Raw genomic sequence first — 18,958 nt, forward strand, 5'->3', positions numbered from 1 at the left:
TTCCGTGGCCCCGATTTTGGCAGTCAAAGATCTCTTGGTTTATACAAATCTGAACTAACTGTCCATCCCGGCTTCTGACGACTGTCCAAACGCCCTCATGCGGCCTCAATCACCCTCCATTTGACAGCAGCAACGGGGTCGCTCACCATAGCAGGCGACAAATCGAGGAAAGGAAGCACATGGCAGCTGCACAGCCGCTTAAGATTCGCATGGTTGCCGGACTTGGCAACCCTGGCGATGAGTATGCCGAGACCCGCCACAACGCAGGCTTTAAGGCGATCGACGAGCTGGCGCGTCAGGCCGGCGTCACGTACTGGAAAAACCAGGCCGGCGCCGAGGTCGCACTCATCAACATCAACGATCCAGAGGAAGAGGGCGGCAAGCGCCAGATTGTGCTGGTCAAGCCGCAGTCGTACATGAACACCTCGGGCGGCCCCATCTCCAAGCTTTGCCGCGAGTACAAAATCAAGGCCGAGGAGCTGCTCGTAATCCACGATGAGCTCGACATTCCCGCCGGCGACGTGCGCGTCAAGGTGGGCGGCGGCCACGCCGGCCACAACGGCCTGCGTTCCATCATCGACAAGATGGGCAGCCGCGACTTTAGCCGCATCCGCACCGGCATCGGCAACCCTCCCGGCAAGATGGCTGTCGCCGACTACGTGCTCAAGCAGCTGCGCGCCCGCGAGGCCGAGGACTTCCAGGACACCTGCGCTCGCGCCGCCGACGCCGCCGGCCTGGCGATTGTGCACGGCGTAATCTATGCCCGCGACCACGTCAACGGCTCCGCCTCTGCCAACGGCAAGCACTAAAACCTACCAAAAAGGGACGTTTATTTTGGCAGGTTTTATATGCGAAAACGCCGCAGCGGCCGCATCGCAATAAACCCTGTGCCGCCATACATACCCAACACCCCAAAAGGGGCCGGCCTCACCGATGTGCAAGGCCGGCCCCTTTTGTCGTTTTATCTGATAAAACCCGCCAAAATAAACCTGTCTCTTTGTGCTAGATCACTTTTCCCGCCTGCCAAAGATACACGTAAGCAACATGTCCATGAGGGTATAATTTACACCGTATGTCTGCACAACGCCTGTGCGCGTACGGTTTTATTCGGGCTGCCGTCCATTTCCGTGGAGGCACGGTTCGGTTGCCCTAACAAGAGAGGGGTTCTATGTATAAGATCCTGGAGAAGACGCAGTTCTCGGAGAAGGTGTTCAAGTTCCGCATCGAGGCGCCTGCAATCGCCAAGCATGCGCACGCTGGACAGTTCCTCATGGTTCGCGCCAACGAGACGGGCGAGCGTGTCCCGTTTACTCTGGCCGGCTGGAACGGTGACGAGGGCTGGGTCGAGTTCATCTTCATGGTGATCGGCAAGACCACCGAGATGCTTTCCACCTACGAGGCCGGCGAGTCGCTGCGCGACGTCGTGGGCCCGCTGGGCGTTCCCACCGAGATGGCCGAAGGCCCCTGCGCCGTCATTGGCGGCGGCGTCGGCCTGGCAATTGCCTTCCCGGTCGCCAAGCACCTGGTCGAGACCGGCCACGAGGTGCACGCCATCATGGGCGCTCGCACCAAGGACCTCCTGCTCATGGAGGACCAGTTCCGCGAGCTCCTCGACGAGGACCACATCCACATCACCACCGACGACGGTTCCTACGGCGAGCAGGGCGTTGTCACCGCTCCGCTGGAGCGCCTGCTGCAGGACAAGGCCGTGAGCCAGGTCTTCTGCGTCGGCCCCGTTCCGATGATGAAGTTCTCGACCCTCACCGCCCAGAAGTACGACACCCCCATCACCGCGTCGCTCAACCCCATCATGGTTGACGGCACCGGTATGTGCGGCTGCTGCCGCGTCGAGGTGGGCGGCGTGACCAAGTTTGCTTGCGTCGACGGCCCCGACTTCGATGCCACCCTGGTCGACTGGGATGACCTTCGTGCCCGCCAGGCCGCTTACCGTTCCGAAGAGGGCGAGTCCCTCAAGGCCTATGAGGAAAAGAGCTGCGCATGCCACTAGTTAACGGTCGTTTCGTTGCCGATATGAAGTCGCCCCGCACCCCCGATAACGAGGAGCCGGCCGCCGAGCGCGCCTGCGACTTCCGCCCCGTCGACAAGGGCTTCACCGAGGAGATGGCGCTGGCCGAGGCCGAGCGCTGCCTCAACTGCAAGAAGCCGTTCTGTGTTGAGGGCTGCCCCGTCAACATCAACATCCCCCGCTTTATCGAGCAGATCCGCGAGAAGGACTTTGGCGGCGCCCTCGATACCATCCGCGAGGACTCCATGCTGCCCGCCATCTGCGGTCGCGTCTGCCCGCAGGAGAACCAGTGCGAGGGCAAGTGCATCCGTGGTAAGAAGTCCGAGCCCGTGGCCATCGGCCAGCTCGAGCGCTTCCTGGGTGACCGCCCCGAGCTCGCCTCCACGCCCAAGATGGCTCCCAAGAACGGCAAGAAGGTCGCCGTCGTCGGCTCCGGCCCGTCCGGCATCACCTGCGCCGGCGAGCTCGCCCGTAACGGCTTTGACGTCACCGTCTTTGAGGCCTTCTTTACCGGCGGCGGCGTGCTGGTCTATGGCATCCCCGAGTTCCGTCTGCCCAAGGCGGTCGTCAAGCGCGAGATTGACGGCCTTGAGGACATGGGCGTCAAGTTTGAGTACAACTCCGTCGTGGGCAACATGGCCACGGCCGATGAGCTGTTCGAGCAGGGCTTCGACGCCATCTACGTGGCGACCGGCGCTGGCCTGCCCAAGTTCCTCAACGTCCCCGGCGAGAACCTGCCCAACGTCTTCTTCGCAAACGAGTACCTCACCCGCGTGAACCTGATGAAGGCCAACAAGTTCCCCGAGTACGACACCCCCACCAAGCATGGCAAGAACGTCGTCGTCTTTGGCGGCGGCAACGTGGCTATGGACGCCGTCCGTACCGCCAAGCGCCTGGGCGCCGAGCACGCCATCATCGCCTACCGTCGTACCGAGGACGAGATGCCCTGCCGTCGCGCCGAACTGCACCATGCCAAGGCCGAGGGCGTCGAGGTTCTGCCGCTCGTCTCCCCGCTCGAGTTTGTCGCTGGCGAGGACGGCTCCGTGTGCGCCGTCAAGGTCCAGAAGATGGAGCTCGGCGAGCCCGACGAGTCCGGCCGTCGTCGCCCGGTGCCCATCGAGGGCGCCATCGAGGAGATCCCCTGCGACGTCGCGATCTCGGCTATCGGTACTAACGCCAACCCCTTCGCTGCCAAGATCGGCGGCAAGATGGAGCTCAACAAGTGGGGCTACATCGTCGCCGACGAGGAGACCGGCCAGACCACCGATCCCCGCATCTGGGCCGGCGGCGACATCGTCACCGGTGCCGCTACGGTCATTCTGGCGATGGGCGCCGGCAAGAAGGCCGCCGCTTCCATCACCAAGAGCCTGCTGGGTGAGTAATCACCTACAGCGCTAGCCACCAAACGGCAAAGTCCCCGTCGGGCACACGCCCGGCGGGGACTTTTTTCTATGCCAGCCGCTCGATCACCATAAAGGGAACGGGCACCTTTGCGGTGGTTGAGGGCCTGGCCGGCGAACCGATTCCGACGTTCACCTCAATCTGTAACACTTAGAGACCAAATTCCTCGCAACGTGTTACAGATCGAGACGTTAGGTTGGCGGCCGAACAGTTCATCTCAATCTGTAACACTTGGAGTCCAAATATCTGGCTCGGTGTTACAGATTGAGATTTTGTTAAAGCCGAGGATGGGCGCCGCCGCCAAAACCTAGCGCTTGCGGCGCTTGGTCGCGGCGATGCCGGCAGTGGCTACGGTTGCGCCGGCGATGCCTAGGGCGGCGACCGTCATCACGGCGGAGTCACCCGTGCCGGCAAGCTCCGTGCCACCGGACTTCTTGCCGTTCTTGCCCTTACCCTTGGACTTGTCCGTCGTCACCGTGGTCGTCGTCGAAGTCGAACTGCCCGCAGGGACCCCGGCCCCACCAGAGCCATCCGTACCGCCGCCCTGCCCGCCGCCGTCAGGCGTCGGCTCGGGCGTCGGCTCGGGATCGGGCGTCGGCTCAGGCGCCGCCTCATCGGTCACCGTAATCGTAATGTTCAGACGCTCGGAATACTCGCTGTACGACATGCCGGGTCGCTGTGCCGCAATGCGTACATACATGTTGCTGTCGAGCGCAATAGGCTCGGTGTACTTTACGCGGCCTTCGTCACGGCAGGGGCAGGTGTCGTTGGTGGTGTACCAAATCGTCGCGCCATCCTCGGCCGAAAGCTCTAGCTTCGTGCCCTTGGGCACTGTAATGTAGTTCTCCTTGGGCGACCATGCACCAAACGTCGTCGCACCAATCGTCGCCACCGGTCGCGCCGGTCGCACCGCCTCGGCAGACACGCGAACGTCGACCTGCTTGGACAGCGCCGTGCCGTCCACCGCCGCCGTCAACGTCGTCAAACCAGGCAGAGCGCCATGCAGCACAAACGTCGCCGCGCCGTCCTCGCCCGTCACGGCCTGGGTGGCATCGACAGAGCAGATGGCCGAGGACTCCAGTCCAACACTAACCTTGGCGCCCGCAAACGGCTTGCCCGCCTTATCGGTCACGTGCGCCACCAGCTCAAAGTCACTGCCATCAAGCATGGTCACGGCCTGCTCCACGTTGAGCTTGAGCTTGTCGGCACGAACGCCCACGACAAGCTCGCCACTTGCCCAGCGCGACATGGCCGTGCCGGCGTAGTTGCGAGCACCGTCGAGCTCAAGCGCCACCGTCGAGCCCGCCTCACACGCATCGGCATAGCGAATACGCAGCACGCGCGACAGCGGCTTGCCATTGGGATCGTCCTGCTTGTCGAGCCACGTATACGTCACGTCGCCCAAGCCCTGCGCGCACAATGCGGCCAGGGCATCGTCGCTCGCATCCATATACTGCGCAAACTCAACCTCGATGCAATCGGTATAGGCATGGGCCGAAGCCACCTCGGGCGCCGCCGTCGACACCAAGCCAATGTTCACCTCAGTCTGAATCGGCGGCACGCGCAGCCAAGCCGAACGCGCTTCCTCATACCCGCCCTTGGTCACGCGCACCTGATACCAGCCGGTCGGCGTATTCCAGTTGTATGCACCGTCCGCACCCGTTGCAAGCGGATTGTCCTGCTCATACTCCTCGGCATCCCAACGCACTTCATTGGTACCGGCCGCATCGTCGGCGCTCCACAGCTCAACCGTTGCGCCTTCAACCGTATTGGACAGCAGACCCTCGTACACCACGCCCGCAGGGTCGGGTGCTGCCTTGGCAGCCACATTGCGATAACGCGCCTCGAAGATCGACTGCATCTTCTCGTCCGAGATCAAGCCATCCTTGTTGGCCTTGTAGACCTCGGCATCGGTCAGCTCGCCCCAGTTGACCGTAATACGATTCTGGCACGCGCGCTCCACCTGCTCGCAGGCAACATCGTAGGCGCATTCGGCATTGGTCAACTTAACCGCGCGCTCCGAGCCCACGCTCGTCGAGGCCGCATCATAGGCGGCGCCCACCACAGTACCCGCCGAGCCAGCCGTTAGCACGCCGGCGATCGTCATAATGGAGCCCACTGCCACATCGGTACTATCGTGGCAGAGCTGGCGATACAGCAGATCTTCAAACGCACGCGCCTTCTCCATGGCGTCACGCAGCGCGTAAATGCACTTCCAGTCGTCCTCGGTCTTCTCGGGCTTGGCAAGCAAGCGCGTATGCTGAAGCTCATAGCCCTCGCGCTCGCCCTTCACCTTCTGCATACGGACGTTCACGTTCTCCCAGTTCTTGCTGGCATCGTTCACGCCGTAAATGCCGGTAAAGATGCCGATGCCCTGGGTCGCAGCGGGAAACGCCTGGCCGGCCGCCTTCCACGCATCAGTCTTAAAGACCTGGCCGAACATCTCGCACTCGATCTTATAGCTCTTGAGCGAACGGATCGTGCGGATGAGCTTCATATGGGCGCTCACGTCGCCGTTGCGTTTCCAGGCCATGAGCCATCCGCGCACCTTGGAGTTGTTGAGGCTATTGACCACATTCCAGTTGTCGTACAGGTTGTCCAGAATATCGCACTGCATGGCGATCGAATTAAACAGAAGCGCCTGGTTCTTGTTGTTATTGGAGTTCTCGATAAATTCCGACTCTATATAGGCCGTCTGCTCGCCATCGGGCGCGGCGACCTTAAAGCCCTTGATGGTATCGTCGTCAGCCGCCTTGTAGCTCAGCGAGCTGCCGAGCGCCTGGCCCAAATCGTTAAACCCGCTCGTCGACTGGCCGTTGTATTCGCTGGCCTTAATGCCCGCACACTTGTTGAGCGCCGCAGCGGTTGCGTCATTCCAGCTTCCGTATTGGTTGAGCCGGCCGATACCCATCGACTGGCCCACCAGATCCTCGGCCTGCTGGGCGATAAACTCCGCTCGCGATGCATGGTCGACGAGCTCCTTGATGGCGGCCGCATCCGCGGGGTTCGCGCCCTGGGCCGCCGCGAGTTCCTGATACCAATCCTCGCTGGTGCCGTAAGCATCCTCAAAGATCATCTTGTCCACATTGACGCCATAGCTGTCGCCCTGCTGGGTCAGCAGCGCCGCCGACCCGCCGACCGCGGCCTTGAGCTCGGCCGCAAACTGCGCGGCCTCGTCGTTGCCAGCATCATCGCCCTCGCCGTCGCTGGCGGCAGGGGCGCGACGAGCCTTGCGGGCAGCTCCACCTTGGGCTTCGTCCTCTTTACCGTTCTCGTCCTCCTCGGCAAACGCATCGGCGACCATCTTGTCAATCGCGTCGTTAAAGGCCTTGTCGACATCATTAAACGAGTTATCCATCATATACTCGTGCCACTGCTGCACGGCATTCGAGAACACCTGCTGGCGCTCCTCGGCCGCGGCGGAATGCTTTTTGGCCGAAGCTTTGGCGTCAAAACTCAGCATGGTCATAAGCTGGGCATTGGAGATGCGGTAGGTCTGCGGCATAAAGATCTGCTCAAAGTTGCCGCAGTTCACATAGGTCGAGTCATTCGCCTTGTTAAACTCGTCGAGCAGCTTAAGGTAGCCCTCGTCCACATACTCCGCCACATAGCGCACACGGGTGCCCTCGCGCGACTTTTGAGTCAGAGGAATCGTCACCGTCTTGCCATCCACACAGTCCACGTACAGGTCGAGCGTGTCGGCGGCCTCTTCGTTTCCCACCTCGAGCGTGATGTCAAAGGTCCAGTAGGCGTTCTTCTTTTGTGGCAGATGATGGAAGGTCCACAGGCTCTTGCCGGTGTCCTTGCCGTCCTTGACCAAGTTTTGCGTACCGCCACGATACGTCACATCAAAGCTCCAGACCGAAGCGCTCGGAACATAGCGCACGTAGTTGCGAGCCGTCACCTCTGCGGCAGCGGCGGCAACATCGGTCGAGCCCACGCGCGCCTCGAGCGCCACACGCTCGGCGGCAAGCGTATCCTGCGGCAGGTCGTATTCAATCTTGGCACGGCCGAGTTTATTGGTCTTGCCGGTGTACTTTGCAGCCGACGAGCCCGTCCCCACGGTGAGCTGCACGCTCTTGCCCGGCGCTGCATAAACGTAGGCCACATTGCCCAGCAGGCTGTGAACGTCGGTGTTGTCGACCTCGATGCGCGATCCGCTAACCTCGAGTGTGGTGCTTCCCAGCGGCAATGTCACCTCGCCCAGCGTAATGAGCGGCGAAATGGCATAGGTGCCCGAGGACTTGGGCTTAAAGCGCACAAACACATCGGCGCCCATGCCCTTCTTCATATCGAGAACGAGGTTGTCGCCCTCCCAAGTTGTGTCAGCCCACATGGCATCGGAGCTTGCGCCGGCTTCGCGAGCGCCTGCGGACACATCCTCGACGGCATCCTTGGCAAGCGGAATCTCAATCTTGGCAGCCTGGCTGTCCTTGAGCTCGTAATGAATGCGCAGCTCGGTCTCCACGCCAACGACCGCGGACGAATCAGCGATAACCGAGCCTGCCGTCAGCCCGCGCTCGGCACGATAGGTCTCCACGTCAAACGTCGGCACGTCGAGCGTCACGTTGAGCTGCTTGCCGTCCTCGATCTTCACCTGTTTTTGCGCGATATGCTTACCCGCGGTCAGCCCTAGGCGGCTAAACGTGGAATAGCTCGTCGCTTGGATGTCGTAGCTCGTCTTGTTAAAGGCGATGATGGTGTACGAACCGGCCTTAAGGCGCGGCGTCTCGGCCTTCATGATAGGCGTGGTGCCATCGTCTTCGTAACCCATCAAATAGGTGACGCCGTCGGCGACTAGCCTGCCGTCGGACGTACGGAACACCAGCACGCGGTTGGCGCCCTGGTAGTCGCCCTTGGTCGTGACCGTCGCCGTGCCCCAGGGCTTCAAGTCGATATCGACCTTGCCGGCCGAAGGCTTCACCGTCGCCGTCGCCCCACCCAGCTTGAGGCTGTCTTTGGGCTCGAGCGTTATCTCCAGATCCTGGTCCGCGTCGGCAATGGCCTGCGACACCACGAGCACTGTGCCCTGGATACGGTAGTCGTTTTCCCTGTCGCCCTTGGCGGGTTTAAGCGTCTTGCCGCCGCTCTTCACCGTCAGATCGATGTTATCGAGACTATCGAGCTCAATGCGTTCGGCCTTATCCTGACCTGCGACCGGTTCGAGATAGCCCACGTTGAGCTCAATCGCGCGCGAAGCCGGAATCTTGGTAAAGTCCTCCGCCTTAATCTCCCCGATATTCCATGTGCCCGTCATCTGGTCGCCCGGGCGCGCCAGCACCATATCATAGTAACCGCTGAGCGAAATGCGCAGCGTTGCTGCCGTCTTGGAGAGGACGTCGGCAGCAACGGAGCCGTCGTCGCCAACCGTCAACGGCGTGGACTGCCCCGCCTGCACGAGCACGGCCGCCGCGCCCTGGGGAAGTTTGCCCGTGATTTGGGCGTCCTCGCCCATCCACTCAAAGGTATAGGCGGGACGCGTTGGGTCGGCCGAGTCCATGCGATCGGCGACGGCATCGGCAATCTTCTTGATCATCGAGGGGTTGCCCGCCGAGTCCGTCGCATAGGCATAGATGGTCTGGCCCTCGCTAAAAGGCATCAGGTAATCGACGCCATCGATCGTCACGTTGTTGGTGTACAGGCCCGCCTCTTCGAGCTTGATGTCGGGATTCATGACGCGCAGGGTCACCGCATTGTGGTTGGTGGTCCAGCTGCCGGCGCTGCTGGTATTACGCGTGTTGTCGAACGGCTCCAGATCAATTGTCTGCACGCTCTTGGGCACAACGATTTCCTTACCGGCCAGCGCGGGATCGAGGTAAGTAAACGCGTGCGCTCCGATATATTTGACGCCATCGCCGATCGTCACCGACGACACATGCGAGCACCCGTCAAAGGCATAGCGCTCAATCCGCTCCACCGTGCCCGGCACGTTGATCTGCGTAAAGGTGAGTACCGTTGTGTCCGAGACATGGAACTGCGGCACGCCACAATTGGCAAAGGCACGATAGTCGATAGTCTTAACCGAAGGCGGCAGCGTTGCCACCACATTGTCGTCAAGTTGCTCGCAGCCCTCAAAGGCCTGCTCGGGAATCGTAGTAAAGGCCGCGTTGTTGGGCCAGGTCACCGTTTGGAGCGTCTTGCTTTTGTAGAATGCATAGCTCTTGAGCTCCTCGACCGAATCGGGCAGTGCGATCTCTTTGATGCTGCTGCCGCCCAAGCCTCCAACCGAGCGGACATGCGAATTAGGGGCGAAGGTGATCGATGTGAGCGCAGCGCTTCCCATACCCGTAAGGCTTACGACATTTTTGTCGTCGATGGTCGAGGGCACCTCCAACGTGGCAATGCCCGCGTCGCCATACTCGATAGAAATTTCGTTGGTGAGGCTATCAATCGAGAAGTAGTACTGCGCGGGGGTCTGCTCGCCGACCACGTAGCCGTCGTCGTGTTCGTCCTTTACGCCCGTGGCACCCTTCGAGGTTGCCCAGAGTTCAAGTTCCTCGTTCCAGGTTGCCTCGGCACCGGAAGCCTCCTCTTGCTTCTGCTGCTCGGCGAGTTCCTTGCCCTCGACAAGATCGGTGGCGAGCGTACCCGCAGGTGTGCTCTCGGTCTGCCCGGCGCCCGTCAGGCCCGCCGCCGATGCAATCTCGGAGGTCGGGGGCGTAGGGGTGTCACCGGTATCGAGCACTGTGGGGTCGGCAGCGCCGGCATCGGGCGCGGGGTCGGCGGAAGCAGAGTCTGGCGTTTGGGCGTCAGCCGAATCGGCGGGGGCGGCGTCGGCTGCTTGGCCGTTATCCGTCTGCACAAAAGTGCCGTCGGTGGTGAGGGTCTCGGCAAACGCGCCCGCGGGCAACGAACCCGTCACCATGGTGAGGGTCACCGCGACAACGGTCAGGCGGCGGCAAAGCGCTCGAACAGCAGTCCACCTCATGGTCGTTCCTTTCCTGCAAACCAAAAGTCATCCAGCGTAATCGTCGTCCAAAAACAAAGCGAACGGTAGGTTCATATATACGAACCTACCGTTCTACCTGCGCAAACCACCAAAAAGGGGACAGGCACCTTTTTGGCGCTTCTGGACTTGGCCGACCAGTTTGTCTCAATCTGTAACAGTTAGAGGTCAAATTCCCCGCTTGGTGTTACAGGTCAAGACGTTAGATTGGCGGCCATTCGGTTCATCTCAATCTGTAACATCTAGAACCGTTTTGGGTAGTTTGGTGTTACAGATTGAGATCTTGCAAAAGCCGAGGATGGGCGCTGCCACCAAAAACCTAGCGCTTGCGGCGCTTGGTCGCGGCGATGCCGGCCGCGGCAACGGTTGCACCGGCGATGCCTAGGGCAGCGACCGTCATCGCGGTGGTGTCGCCCGTGGCGACTAGAGCTATATCGGGCTTCTTGGCCGGCGTGGCTTTCTCAACCGTCTTGGTCGGGGTAGTTGTCGCGACCGGCTTTGTCGCGGGCTTGGTCTCGGGTTTCACCTCAGGCTTGGTCTCGGGCTTGACCTCAGGCTGCGGCGCCGGCTTCTCGGGATCGACCGGGGCCGGCGTGGCCTCGGGCGTAAACGTCAGGTTGGTGCTCAGCCATAGCGTGTAGATCCAACCGCTCTCGGGATCGATCTCGCTTGCCTCGCTCGCCTGATATCCACACTCCACGCCATTGACCATCAGCTTGGTGTTCGGCGTAAAGTAGAAACCGCGCGCCGGCTTAAAGTACAGGCCGTAACGATAGGTCACACCGGGCTTAAAGGCGTCGATGTGATTGGTGATGTTCTGGTCCCAAAACTCAACGGAATTTACTTCGCTGCCGTCGCTGCCCGTCCAGAACTCGCACTGGAGAATAGAGTCGGAACCCGCCGGAGTACCCGCCGTAAAGACCGGCCTGTCGCCCGCCTTAAAGGTGGTCATGGCGCCGTTAATCTCGATAAGGTCGATTGCCCGCCACTCATCAATCGGAGCCTCGCATAGCATATTGTCAGCGTTTGGCGCGAAGACGCCGTTGACGGTCTTGATGTGGGGCACCCAACGGCCGTTGACGTTCATATTGCAGTCATCGGCCACGGTATTGTCGCCCTTGAACCTCAGCTCAACGGAGTACATGTAGAACTTGCCCTCTTCGAAGTACTCGATCCTCCTCGCGCCCGTCGGATACTTGGCAGGATCGGAATACCAGAAGGCAACGGGTACCGACTCCCCGGATTCCATATTGAGCTCCATCTCCTCCCAGCACTCATACGCGATCTCGTACTTGTCGGCATCGGCAGCGGGAATCGTCGCGGTCGCGCACGGTACCTCGCCGGGCGCGTAGTCGGTCTTCACGTCGTTGACGTTCAGGTTATGGAGGGCTTCGTTTTCCGATGCATCAAGCGTAATTTCGCTATTGATGGCGTAGCGGAGGTAATAGTCGTCCCTGGTTTCGTTGCGGGTAATCGAGCTGCCCGCGTAGCTGTTGTCACCTTCATAGTCGGTGCCATAGTCAGTTCCGGTATACGTCAGTGCCGCGCCAATATAAAGAACCTCATTGCGCGTGAGTCGATACGAGCCGCCTGCCGCGCCACCCGTAAAGGTCAGCGTCAGCCTCATGTGATCGCCAACAGGCTCAAAGTGAGCCGTCACATCGGACATAGATGTGTCCTGGACTTCAGCCAGGGTGCCCGAAACAGCATCGGCCCGGTAGTACTTGGTTTCGACAAGTTCGCGGAGCGGCTTATCCGGCATGCCGCCCTCAACATCGGGAAAATCATAGGTATACGACTGGCCCTTTTCGAGTGTGACATTGCTCGGAAGCACGCAGTCCGTGTAGTGGGGAACCACGGTCGTATTGACCCTAACGCCGCCCTCGCCTGCCACATCGGTCACGCCACAGGGCATGATGGCGTCGCTTGCCGGTGTGGCGGCGTTGTCGCTGGGAGTGTTTTGTTCAGTGGGTGTCGCATCGTTCGCCGTTGCCGCTGATGCGTCCTGCTGAGCCTGCTGAGGTTCTGCCGTGGATTGCGCCACCGGAGCCGCGTCAGTCATCGGCGCAGCCGGGGCCACCGGTACCGGCGCCGGAGCCGCCGTATCCTCCGCAACCGTCGGCGTCACCGGAGCTGCGGCAACCTCGTCCGCCGCAGCGACAGGATCGGCACATTCCGTCGCCAGCGCCACGCTCGGCAGCAACAGCTGGCCAACCATAAGCGCACACGCACCAACGCTGGCAATCCTCACGCCCACACAACGCCAGGTACCGTGAACCAGCGAGCAGGTACGCTCGCGTTGGGTTTGCTTATCAAAGTGGCTTCCGCACATAACGCCCTCCTTGGTCGTAGGGACATACCGCCACAAAGGTGCCCGTCCCCTTTGTGGTGGTCCTGTAGCACCAAGATGTGTCAAATGACTCCGTATACCTAGGTTCGTAGATGCGAACCTAGGCCTCTACCTGCGATTTAATTCAATATGATTTCGCCATCGCCGCACTCGTCCCGGGAACGCTACAATCGAGGGCACGATTATTCATCCACCCAAAGGACCGTCCTTGAACCTGAGCAAGCCTAAAATCAACGCGCTTCTGGCACTCGCGCTCTTCACCTTCGCCTTCCTTGCCGCCGAGTTTCGCTTCGACGTCAACGTCGGGCTGCTCGCCGATGCCGAACGCGTTGTAATCGCACAGGGCTTTATTCTGGGTGCGAGCGTGCTCGGCTTTATCGGGTACGCGCCGCTGCTCGGGCTCGCACAGCGCAAAGGCCACTCACTGGCAGCCGCCAACGCCGCTGTTCCCATCGCCATTCTGGGATTGACCCAGGTCCAGTCCCCCACGAGCCCGCTTGCGCTCGAGATTCTGGGATGTCTCGCATTCCTCGGACTCGGCCTACTGGGCGCCGCGGCGCACCACGCATTCTCGATGGCGTTCCAAGATGACCCAAAACTCGCCACCGGCGCCGGAGCGGCCTATGCCGCAGGCATCCTGATGCAGTTCGCGATCAACCTGCTCGACTGCGGCGGCATCGCGGAGCTCATCGTTCTTGGCGCGGCGACGATTGTCATCTCCGCCCTCAGCGCCGCTCCCCAAGCGACAGACAAGGGCTCCAGTCGCACCATCAATCCCTTAGCCGAGCCCTCACGCGCCCTCGCCAAACAGGCGTGCTGGAGCATCGCACTCGTCATGATTCTCGCCTGTTTGTTCTCCACCCTCGACAACGTCGTCACGTTCTCAAACGCCCACGGCACCATTGCCGTGCAAACCTGGCCACGCCTCTTTTTGGCAGCGAGCGGTCTGCTTGCCGGCATCATCTTTGACCTTGCCGAGCGTCGCTATATGGGACTCGTCATGCTCGGCGTCACGGTGCTTTCCAGCATTTCGATCTTGGCCGCGGAAGCCGGCGCCGACCCCAACTTGGGCCTCATCGTCTTTTACCTGAGTTCAGGCTTTTTCGTCACGTTCTTCACCGCCACGTTTACACAGCTAGCGCCGCACATGCATGCGCCCGCCTTATGGGCCGGCATGGGTCGCGCGGCCAACAACGTATGCGCGTTCACTACATCGAGCATCTCGCTTGCCCTCGTGACCTCGGGCAACGTTGCCCTCATCATGATCGGTGCACTCGTCTTGCTCGTCGCCGCCTGCGCGGCATTCGTGGCAGCCGGCCTGTTCCGTCTACCCCAAACCGGGCAGGAGCGCGAGCGCGAGCAGCTGGCAGAAGAAGCACTCGCCGCCCCCACCATCGAGGAGCAGCGTCAGGCCTTCATCACCAACCACGCTCTCACCCCGCGCGAAGTCGACGTGCTCATGGCTGTAACCCAAGACGAACGCCCGCTCAAGCAGGTCGCCGAGGAGCTCGGTATCTCGATGCGCATGGTACAGCGCCACCTGAGCTCTATCTACCAAAAGACCGACACACAGACGCGCGCCGGTCTCACCAAGGCCTTCCCCTCCGCCTAAAACAAAAGCCATCACCAAGGTGCCTGTCCCCTTTGTGATGGCTTTTGGTCGGCTAGCCTTCGAGCTGAGCCACCTTGTAGCGGTAGGCAGCGGCTATGACGTCTTTGCAGCCCTCGCGGCCCAGCTTGGCGCGGTTGACGACGATATCCTTGCCGCTCGTCATCTTCCACTTTCCGGCGCTGTAACGTTTATAGAACGCCTCGCGTGCCTTCTGCTGCTGCTTGACCAGCTTGGCGCCCTTCTTTTTGTTGAGCCCACGCTTCTTGCGCACGATCTCGACGCGGTCCTCAAAGGGTGCGGTCACCAACACGGCAATGTGATTAGGGTTGTTACGCAGCAGGTAATCGGACAGGCGACCCTCGATAATGCAGCTCTCGGTCTCGCCCAGGTCCAAAATCACCTGACTCATCTTTTGGAACAACTTGTCCGAGTACGAACGCGCATCGTAGCGGTCGGGCAGAAACGCCATGTTCTCCACGGCCAGACGCTCGTCGTAGGCGGCCATCTTATCGAGCGACTCACCCGCGCGCATCGACGCGCGCACCAGCAGCTCGTTGTCGTACAGCGGAATTCCCAACTCGTTGGCAAGCATGCGGCCAATCTCGTGGCCCTCGGCGCCAAAGTCGCGCGCGATGGTAATGACCACAGGATTCTTCTTGTTCTCCAGATCGCTCATCGCGATTCCTTTCTCTATGTGACAAAGGGACAGTCCCTTTGTCACATTCATTTTGCCCCCACCTTCGTCCTGGTTTCCCAAGTGCGGCAGATTGCCCCGAAAGAGGAGCGCCGCGTACTAAATGTACGCAAGCGACGATTGAGGGGCAAGGTGCCGTGCTTGGGGAAGCAGGACTATGCGGCCACAATGCGACGTTGATATGCCCTCACCAGCAGCGAGATACCAAAGTTGAGCACAAAGTACATCGCAAACACCAGGCCGTAGAGCATAAGCACCTGCGACAGGTCGATCGCGTGGGCCATCACGACGTTTGCCGTGTACATGAGCTCGGCCACGTTAATGCCCGAAAGATACGAGCTGTCCTTGATGACGGTCGTGCACTGGCTAAACAGCGCCGGAATGATCGTCTTAAACGTCTGCGGCAGAATGATATAGCGCATGGTGGCAAAGAAGCCAAAGCCCTGGCTCTGCGCCGCCTCAAACTGGCCGCGCGGAATCGAGTTGAGGCCGCCACGCACAATCTCGGCCATAACAGCGCTGGTAAACAGCGTAAAGGCGATGGTCGAAATCACAATGTCCAAACCCTGCACCGTAAAGTAGATAAACAGGATCCACAGCAAGTTTGGCGTGCAACGGAACAGCTCGATATAGGCGCTCACCAAAATACGGAATGGACGGGGCGCGTAGCTTTTAACGAGCGCCAGCACCGTGCCAAAGATGAGCGAGAAAAAGATCGACAGCGCCGAGATCTCGATTGTCTTAACAAAGCCGCCCCAAATGTAGAGCAGGTTGGTCGCGTTGAAGATTTCCATGCGCTAGGCCTCCTCTACGTTGTCGAGCCCCAGCTCGGCCAGGCTCACGCCGCGCGGACGCTCCTTGGAGCGGCGCTCGAGCCACTGCACCAGCATGGCGAGCGGAAAGCAGATGATGAAATACATAAGGCAGCAGACGATGTATCCCTGCAGGTACCCGTACAGACTCACAAAGTTGTCGGAACGGTACATAAGGTCGCCGCCGGCCACAAGCGCCAGCACCGACGTGTTTTTGACCAGGTTGAGTGCCTGGTTACACAGCGGCGGCAGAATGATCTTGAACGTCTGGGGCAGCACGATGTAGCAGTATGCCTGCGTACGGGTGAAGCCCTGGCTCTGGGCCGCCTCCATCTGGCCACGCGGAACGGCCTCGATACCGGTACGGATGACCTCCGAAATGTAGGCAGCGTGATACAGGCCCACGCCCAAGAAGCCCAGCACAAACGGCGCGATACGCACCGGCTGGTCGGCACCGGTTATGGCCTGCAAAAACTGCGGACCGGCCATGTACATAAAGAGCACCTGCACGGGCAGCGGGGTGTTCTGGTAAAACTCCACGTACACGCGGCTTATGGCGCGCAGAACGCGAGAACGAGTGGTAGAGAACACGCCCAGCAGCGTGCCCAACACCAGCGACAGCAGCAGGCCGGCAACGACCACCTGCATCGTCACGCCAAAGCCCTCCCAGAAGGGCCCCATGTTTTGGAATGTCGTCGACCAGCGGTCGGCGTCAAACAATCCTTCGAGCATTTGATTCCTTCCTTGGACGATGCGCCTATACAAGACCCCAGGTCTTAACCTCTTGGTCGAGCCAGCCGTCGGCCAGGCGATCGCATATCACCTGATCGACCACGGCCGAAAGATCACAGCCCTTCTTGGTCGCCACGCCATAGCCCTGCTCGCCAAACTTGACCTCGGGTTGCAGCAGCTCAACGGTCTCGTTCATGTAACCGGCCAGCGTGGAGCGGTCCATGGCAAAGACGTCGATATTGCCGGCATCGAGCGAACTCTTAATGATGGGGTAGCCGCTAAAGGCCCTAAACTCGGGCTTGCAGCTAAAGCCGTTGTCCTTGATCATCTGCTCGATCAGGCCCTGCGTGGTTGCACCCTGGCTCACGCCAATGACTTTGCCGTCCAGGTCCTCAATCGAGGTAAAGCCCGAACGCTTCTTGACCATGAGTCCCACGTAGTCGGTGCGGTACGGCGTCGAGAAATCCCAGCTCTTCTTGCGCTCGTCAGTGATGGTGTAGGTCGCCGCGACCACGTCGAGCTGGCCGTTATCGATCAGCGGGCCGCGCGTCTTGGGCGTTACGTCGGTAAAATCGACAAGCTCCTGGGCACGGGCCTCCTTGTAGCTCACGCCAAAGACGGCAGCGGCGATCTGGTAGCACAAATCGACCTCCATGCCCTCAAAGCGGCCCTTGGCGGTGTCGTAATAGCCGTAGCCAGGAACGTCCTTCTTAACGCCGGCATTCAGATGGCCACGCGACTTGATGGCCGCAAGCTTAGACCCCTTGTCGGAGTCCTCGCCGCCGGTGGAGTTGCCGCAACCGGTAAGCGCGGTCCCCGTCAGCGCGAGCATACCGGCGCCCGCCAGCTGCAAAAAGTGGCGGCGCGACACGGCCGCCCTCGTCATATCCGTCATGTCCATCACCGCGCCTAGTGCAGAATCTTGGACAGAAACTCGCGGCAGCGCGGGTTCTCGGGGTTATCGAAGAAGTGCTCGGGTGTGCCCTCCTCCAGAATGCGGCCGTCCTCCATAAAGATGACGCGGTCGGCCACCTGGCGCGCAAAGCCCATCTCGTGCGTCACGCAAATCATGGTGATATCCTCCTGCGCGAGCTCAATCATAACGTCCAGGACTTCCTGGACCATCTCGGGGTCGAGCGCCGAGGTCGGCTCGTCAAACAGGATGATGGGCTGCTTGGTGCACAGGGCACGGGCAATGGCGATGCGCTGCTGCTGACCGCCCGAGAGGTTCTGCGGATACTCGCCGGCCTTATGCGCCATGCCGACGCGCTTGAGCGCGGCGATGGCGATCTCGGTCGCCTCCTCCTTACTCTTCTTTTGCAGCTTGATGGGCGCGAGCGTCAGGTTGCCCAGCACCGTCATGTTGGGATATAGGTTGAACTGCTGAAACACCATGGAGCTGTACTTGCGAGCCATCTCCAGGTGATTCTTCTTGGTGAGCGGCGTACCGTCGATGATGACCTCGCCCGACGTGGGCTCCTCCAGATAATCGACGCAACGGATGAGCGTGGACTTGCCCGAGCCGGAAGGCCCGATCATTACGAGCTTCTCGCCGCGCTTGACGGTGAGGTTGATATCTTTGAGCACATGCAGGTCGCCAAAGTACTTGTTGAGATGCTTGATCTCGATCATGTCTGCCATGAATATCCCTTCCCTGCGCTTACACGAATTGCTCTATTTTACGGAAAGAACCACGTTTCCGCAGCCCACACTACATTCCCGTAAAGAACCCGCAACCTTTAACCCACTCATTGGGGACAGGCTTAAATGAGTACCCAATGAGAGGGCACTCATTTAAGCCTGTCCCCAATGAGTGCCCCCCAATGAGCGCCCAATGACCAGCCAAGGGAGGCGCCCTTCATCGGCCAACAAAAAAGGGGGCGCGACCGCAATGGTCACGCCCCCTCAACACCAACTATGTACCGCTCGGCCCTACACGAGTTTGCCGCCGACAATCTTGGCGGCTGCAGGCTTATCGAAGTTGCCGCCGGTGGCCTTGCCGAGCGCCCCCATAACCTGGCCCATCTGCTTCTTGGACGTGGCGCCCAACTCGGCGATGACCTGCTCGATCAGCGCCTCGAGCTCCTCGCCCGAAACCTGGGCGGGCAGCAGGCTCTCCAGAATCTTGACCTGCTCGGTCAGGTTGTCGGTACGATCTTGATCGGTACCGGCCTTGATGGACATCTCCAACGTCTCGCTTGTCTGCTTAATCAGACGCTTGATCATGCTGTTGACGTCTTCCTCGGTCACGTCGCGGCGCTCGTTGACCTCGATGTTCTTAACCTCGGCCTTGACCTGGCGAATGATAGACAGGCGAACCTTGTCCTTGGCCTTCATGGCGGCAATCATTTCCTGCTGCAGCTCTTCGTTGGTCATCTGCAAATC

Annotated in this window: 12 protein-coding genes; 4 read left to right on the plus strand and 8 right to left on the minus strand. The window is 60.4% G+C overall.

What is annotated here, in order from left to right:
• Positions 1 to 179 precede the first annotated feature (179 nt).
• The 3 genes from pth to gltA all read left to right on the plus strand — a co-directional run bounded on the left by pth (position 180) and on the right by gltA (position 3,408).
• Positions 180 to 809, plus strand: coding sequence for an aminoacyl-tRNA hydrolase (gene pth, locus ACTQ48_RS02680; protein WP_427717993.1), 630 nt, complete (start codon positions 180 to 182; stop codon positions 807 to 809).
• A gap of 359 nt (positions 810 to 1,168) precedes the next feature.
• Positions 1,169 to 2,008, plus strand: a complete 840-nt coding sequence (locus ACTQ48_RS02685; protein WP_006235793.1) for a sulfide/dihydroorotate dehydrogenase-like FAD/NAD-binding protein — start codon at positions 1,169 to 1,171, stop codon at positions 2,006 to 2,008.
• Positions 1,999 to 3,408: an NADPH-dependent glutamate synthase gene (gltA, locus tag ACTQ48_RS02690; RefSeq protein ID WP_427728860.1), complete on the plus strand. Its 1,410-nt coding sequence runs from the start codon at positions 1,999 to 2,001 to the stop codon at positions 3,406 to 3,408. The genes ACTQ48_RS02685 and gltA overlap by 10 nt, the downstream gene beginning before the upstream one ends.
• A gap of 326 nt (positions 3,409 to 3,734) precedes the next feature.
• On the opposite strand, the gene ACTQ48_RS02695 is transcribed toward gltA, so the two are convergent.
• Positions 3,735 to 10,355, minus strand: coding sequence for a leucine-rich repeat protein (locus ACTQ48_RS02695; protein WP_441570064.1), 6,621 nt, complete (start codon positions 10,353 to 10,355; stop codon positions 3,735 to 3,737).
• Between the two features lie 337 nt (positions 10,356 to 10,692).
• The gene (locus ACTQ48_RS02700; protein WP_441570065.1) at positions 10,693 to 12,705 is read right to left on the minus strand and encodes a hypothetical protein; all 2,013 of its coding nucleotides are present in this window, start codon (positions 12,703 to 12,705) and stop codon (positions 10,693 to 10,695) included.
• A gap of 226 nt (positions 12,706 to 12,931) precedes the next feature.
• Between ACTQ48_RS02700 and ACTQ48_RS02705 the strand changes: the two genes are divergently transcribed.
• Complete coding sequence (locus tag ACTQ48_RS02705) at positions 12,932 to 14,335, plus strand: helix-turn-helix transcriptional regulator (protein WP_441570066.1); 1,404 nt, start codon at positions 12,932 to 12,934, stop codon at positions 14,333 to 14,335.
• A gap of 52 nt (positions 14,336 to 14,387) precedes the next feature.
• On the opposite strand, the gene ACTQ48_RS02710 is transcribed toward ACTQ48_RS02705, so the two are convergent.
• The 6 genes from ACTQ48_RS02710 to ACTQ48_RS02735 form a co-directional block, all read right to left on the minus strand.
• Positions 14,388 to 15,011 (minus strand): AAA family ATPase, encoded by a 624-nt coding sequence (locus ACTQ48_RS02710; protein WP_427717988.1) that lies wholly within the window; start codon positions 15,009 to 15,011, stop codon positions 14,388 to 14,390.
• Positions 15,012 to 15,184: 173 nt separating this feature from the next.
• The gene (locus ACTQ48_RS02715) at positions 15,185 to 15,823 is read right to left on the minus strand and encodes an amino acid ABC transporter permease (RefSeq protein WP_055285379.1); all 639 of its coding nucleotides are present in this window, start codon (positions 15,821 to 15,823) and stop codon (positions 15,185 to 15,187) included.
• Between the two features lie 3 nt (positions 15,824 to 15,826).
• Complete coding sequence (locus tag ACTQ48_RS02720) at positions 15,827 to 16,573, minus strand: amino acid ABC transporter permease (protein WP_441570067.1); 747 nt, start codon at positions 16,571 to 16,573, stop codon at positions 15,827 to 15,829.
• 25 nt (positions 16,574 to 16,598) lie between these two features.
• On the minus strand, positions 16,599 to 17,474 hold the full coding sequence (locus ACTQ48_RS02725; protein ID WP_441570068.1) for a transporter substrate-binding domain-containing protein: 876 nt from the start codon (positions 17,472 to 17,474) through the stop codon (positions 16,599 to 16,601).
• A gap of 8 nt (positions 17,475 to 17,482) precedes the next feature.
• A complete protein-coding gene (locus tag ACTQ48_RS02730) occupies positions 17,483 to 18,214 on the minus strand; it encodes an amino acid ABC transporter ATP-binding protein (protein WP_055251548.1) in 732 nt (243 codons plus the stop codon).
• Positions 18,215 to 18,505: 291 nt separating this feature from the next.
• On the minus strand, positions 18,506 to 18,949 hold the full coding sequence (locus tag ACTQ48_RS02735; protein WP_427717979.1) for a GatB/YqeY domain-containing protein: 444 nt from the start codon (positions 18,947 to 18,949) through the stop codon (positions 18,506 to 18,508).
• Between the last annotated feature and the right edge of the window lie 9 nt (positions 18,950 to 18,958).

The sequence above is a fragment of the Collinsella sp. Sow4_E3 genome, assembly GCF_052116285.1.
GTDB lineage: Bacteria > Actinomycetota > Coriobacteriia > Coriobacteriales > Coriobacteriaceae > Collinsella.

Coding starts and splice junctions, on each gene's coding strand:
- pth (WP_427717993.1), top strand. CDS start 180: ATGGCAGCTGCACAGCCGCTTAAGATTCGCATGGTTGCCGGACTTGGC.
- ACTQ48_RS02685 (WP_006235793.1), top strand. CDS start 1,169: ATGTATAAGATCCTGGAGAAGACGCAGTTCTCGGAGAAGGTGTTCAAG.
- gltA (WP_427728860.1), top strand. CDS start 1,999: ATGCCACTAGTTAACGGTCGTTTCGTTGCCGATATGAAGTCGCCCCGC.
- ACTQ48_RS02695 (WP_441570064.1), bottom strand. CDS start 10,355: ATGAGGTGGACTGCTGTTCGAGCGCTTTGCCGCCGCCTGACCGTTGTC.
- ACTQ48_RS02700 (WP_441570065.1), bottom strand. CDS start 12,705: ATGTGCGGAAGCCACTTTGATAAGCAAACCCAACGCGAGCGTACCTGC.
- ACTQ48_RS02710 (WP_427717988.1), bottom strand. CDS start 15,011: ATGAGCGATCTGGAGAACAAGAAGAATCCTGTGGTCATTACCATCGCG.
- ACTQ48_RS02715 (WP_055285379.1), bottom strand. CDS start 15,823: ATGGAAATCTTCAACGCGACCAACCTGCTCTACATTTGGGGCGGCTTT.
- ACTQ48_RS02720 (WP_441570067.1), bottom strand. CDS start 16,573: ATGCTCGAAGGATTGTTTGACGCCGACCGCTGGTCGACGACATTCCAA.
- ACTQ48_RS02725 (WP_441570068.1), bottom strand. CDS start 17,474: ATGGACATGACGGATATGACGAGGGCGGCCGTGTCGCGCCGCCACTTT.
- ACTQ48_RS02730 (WP_055251548.1), bottom strand. CDS start 18,214: ATGGCAGACATGATCGAGATCAAGCATCTCAACAAGTACTTTGGCGAC.
- ACTQ48_RS02735 (WP_427717979.1), bottom strand. CDS start 18,949: ATGACCAACGAAGAGCTGCAGCAGGAAATGATTGCCGCCATGAAGGCC.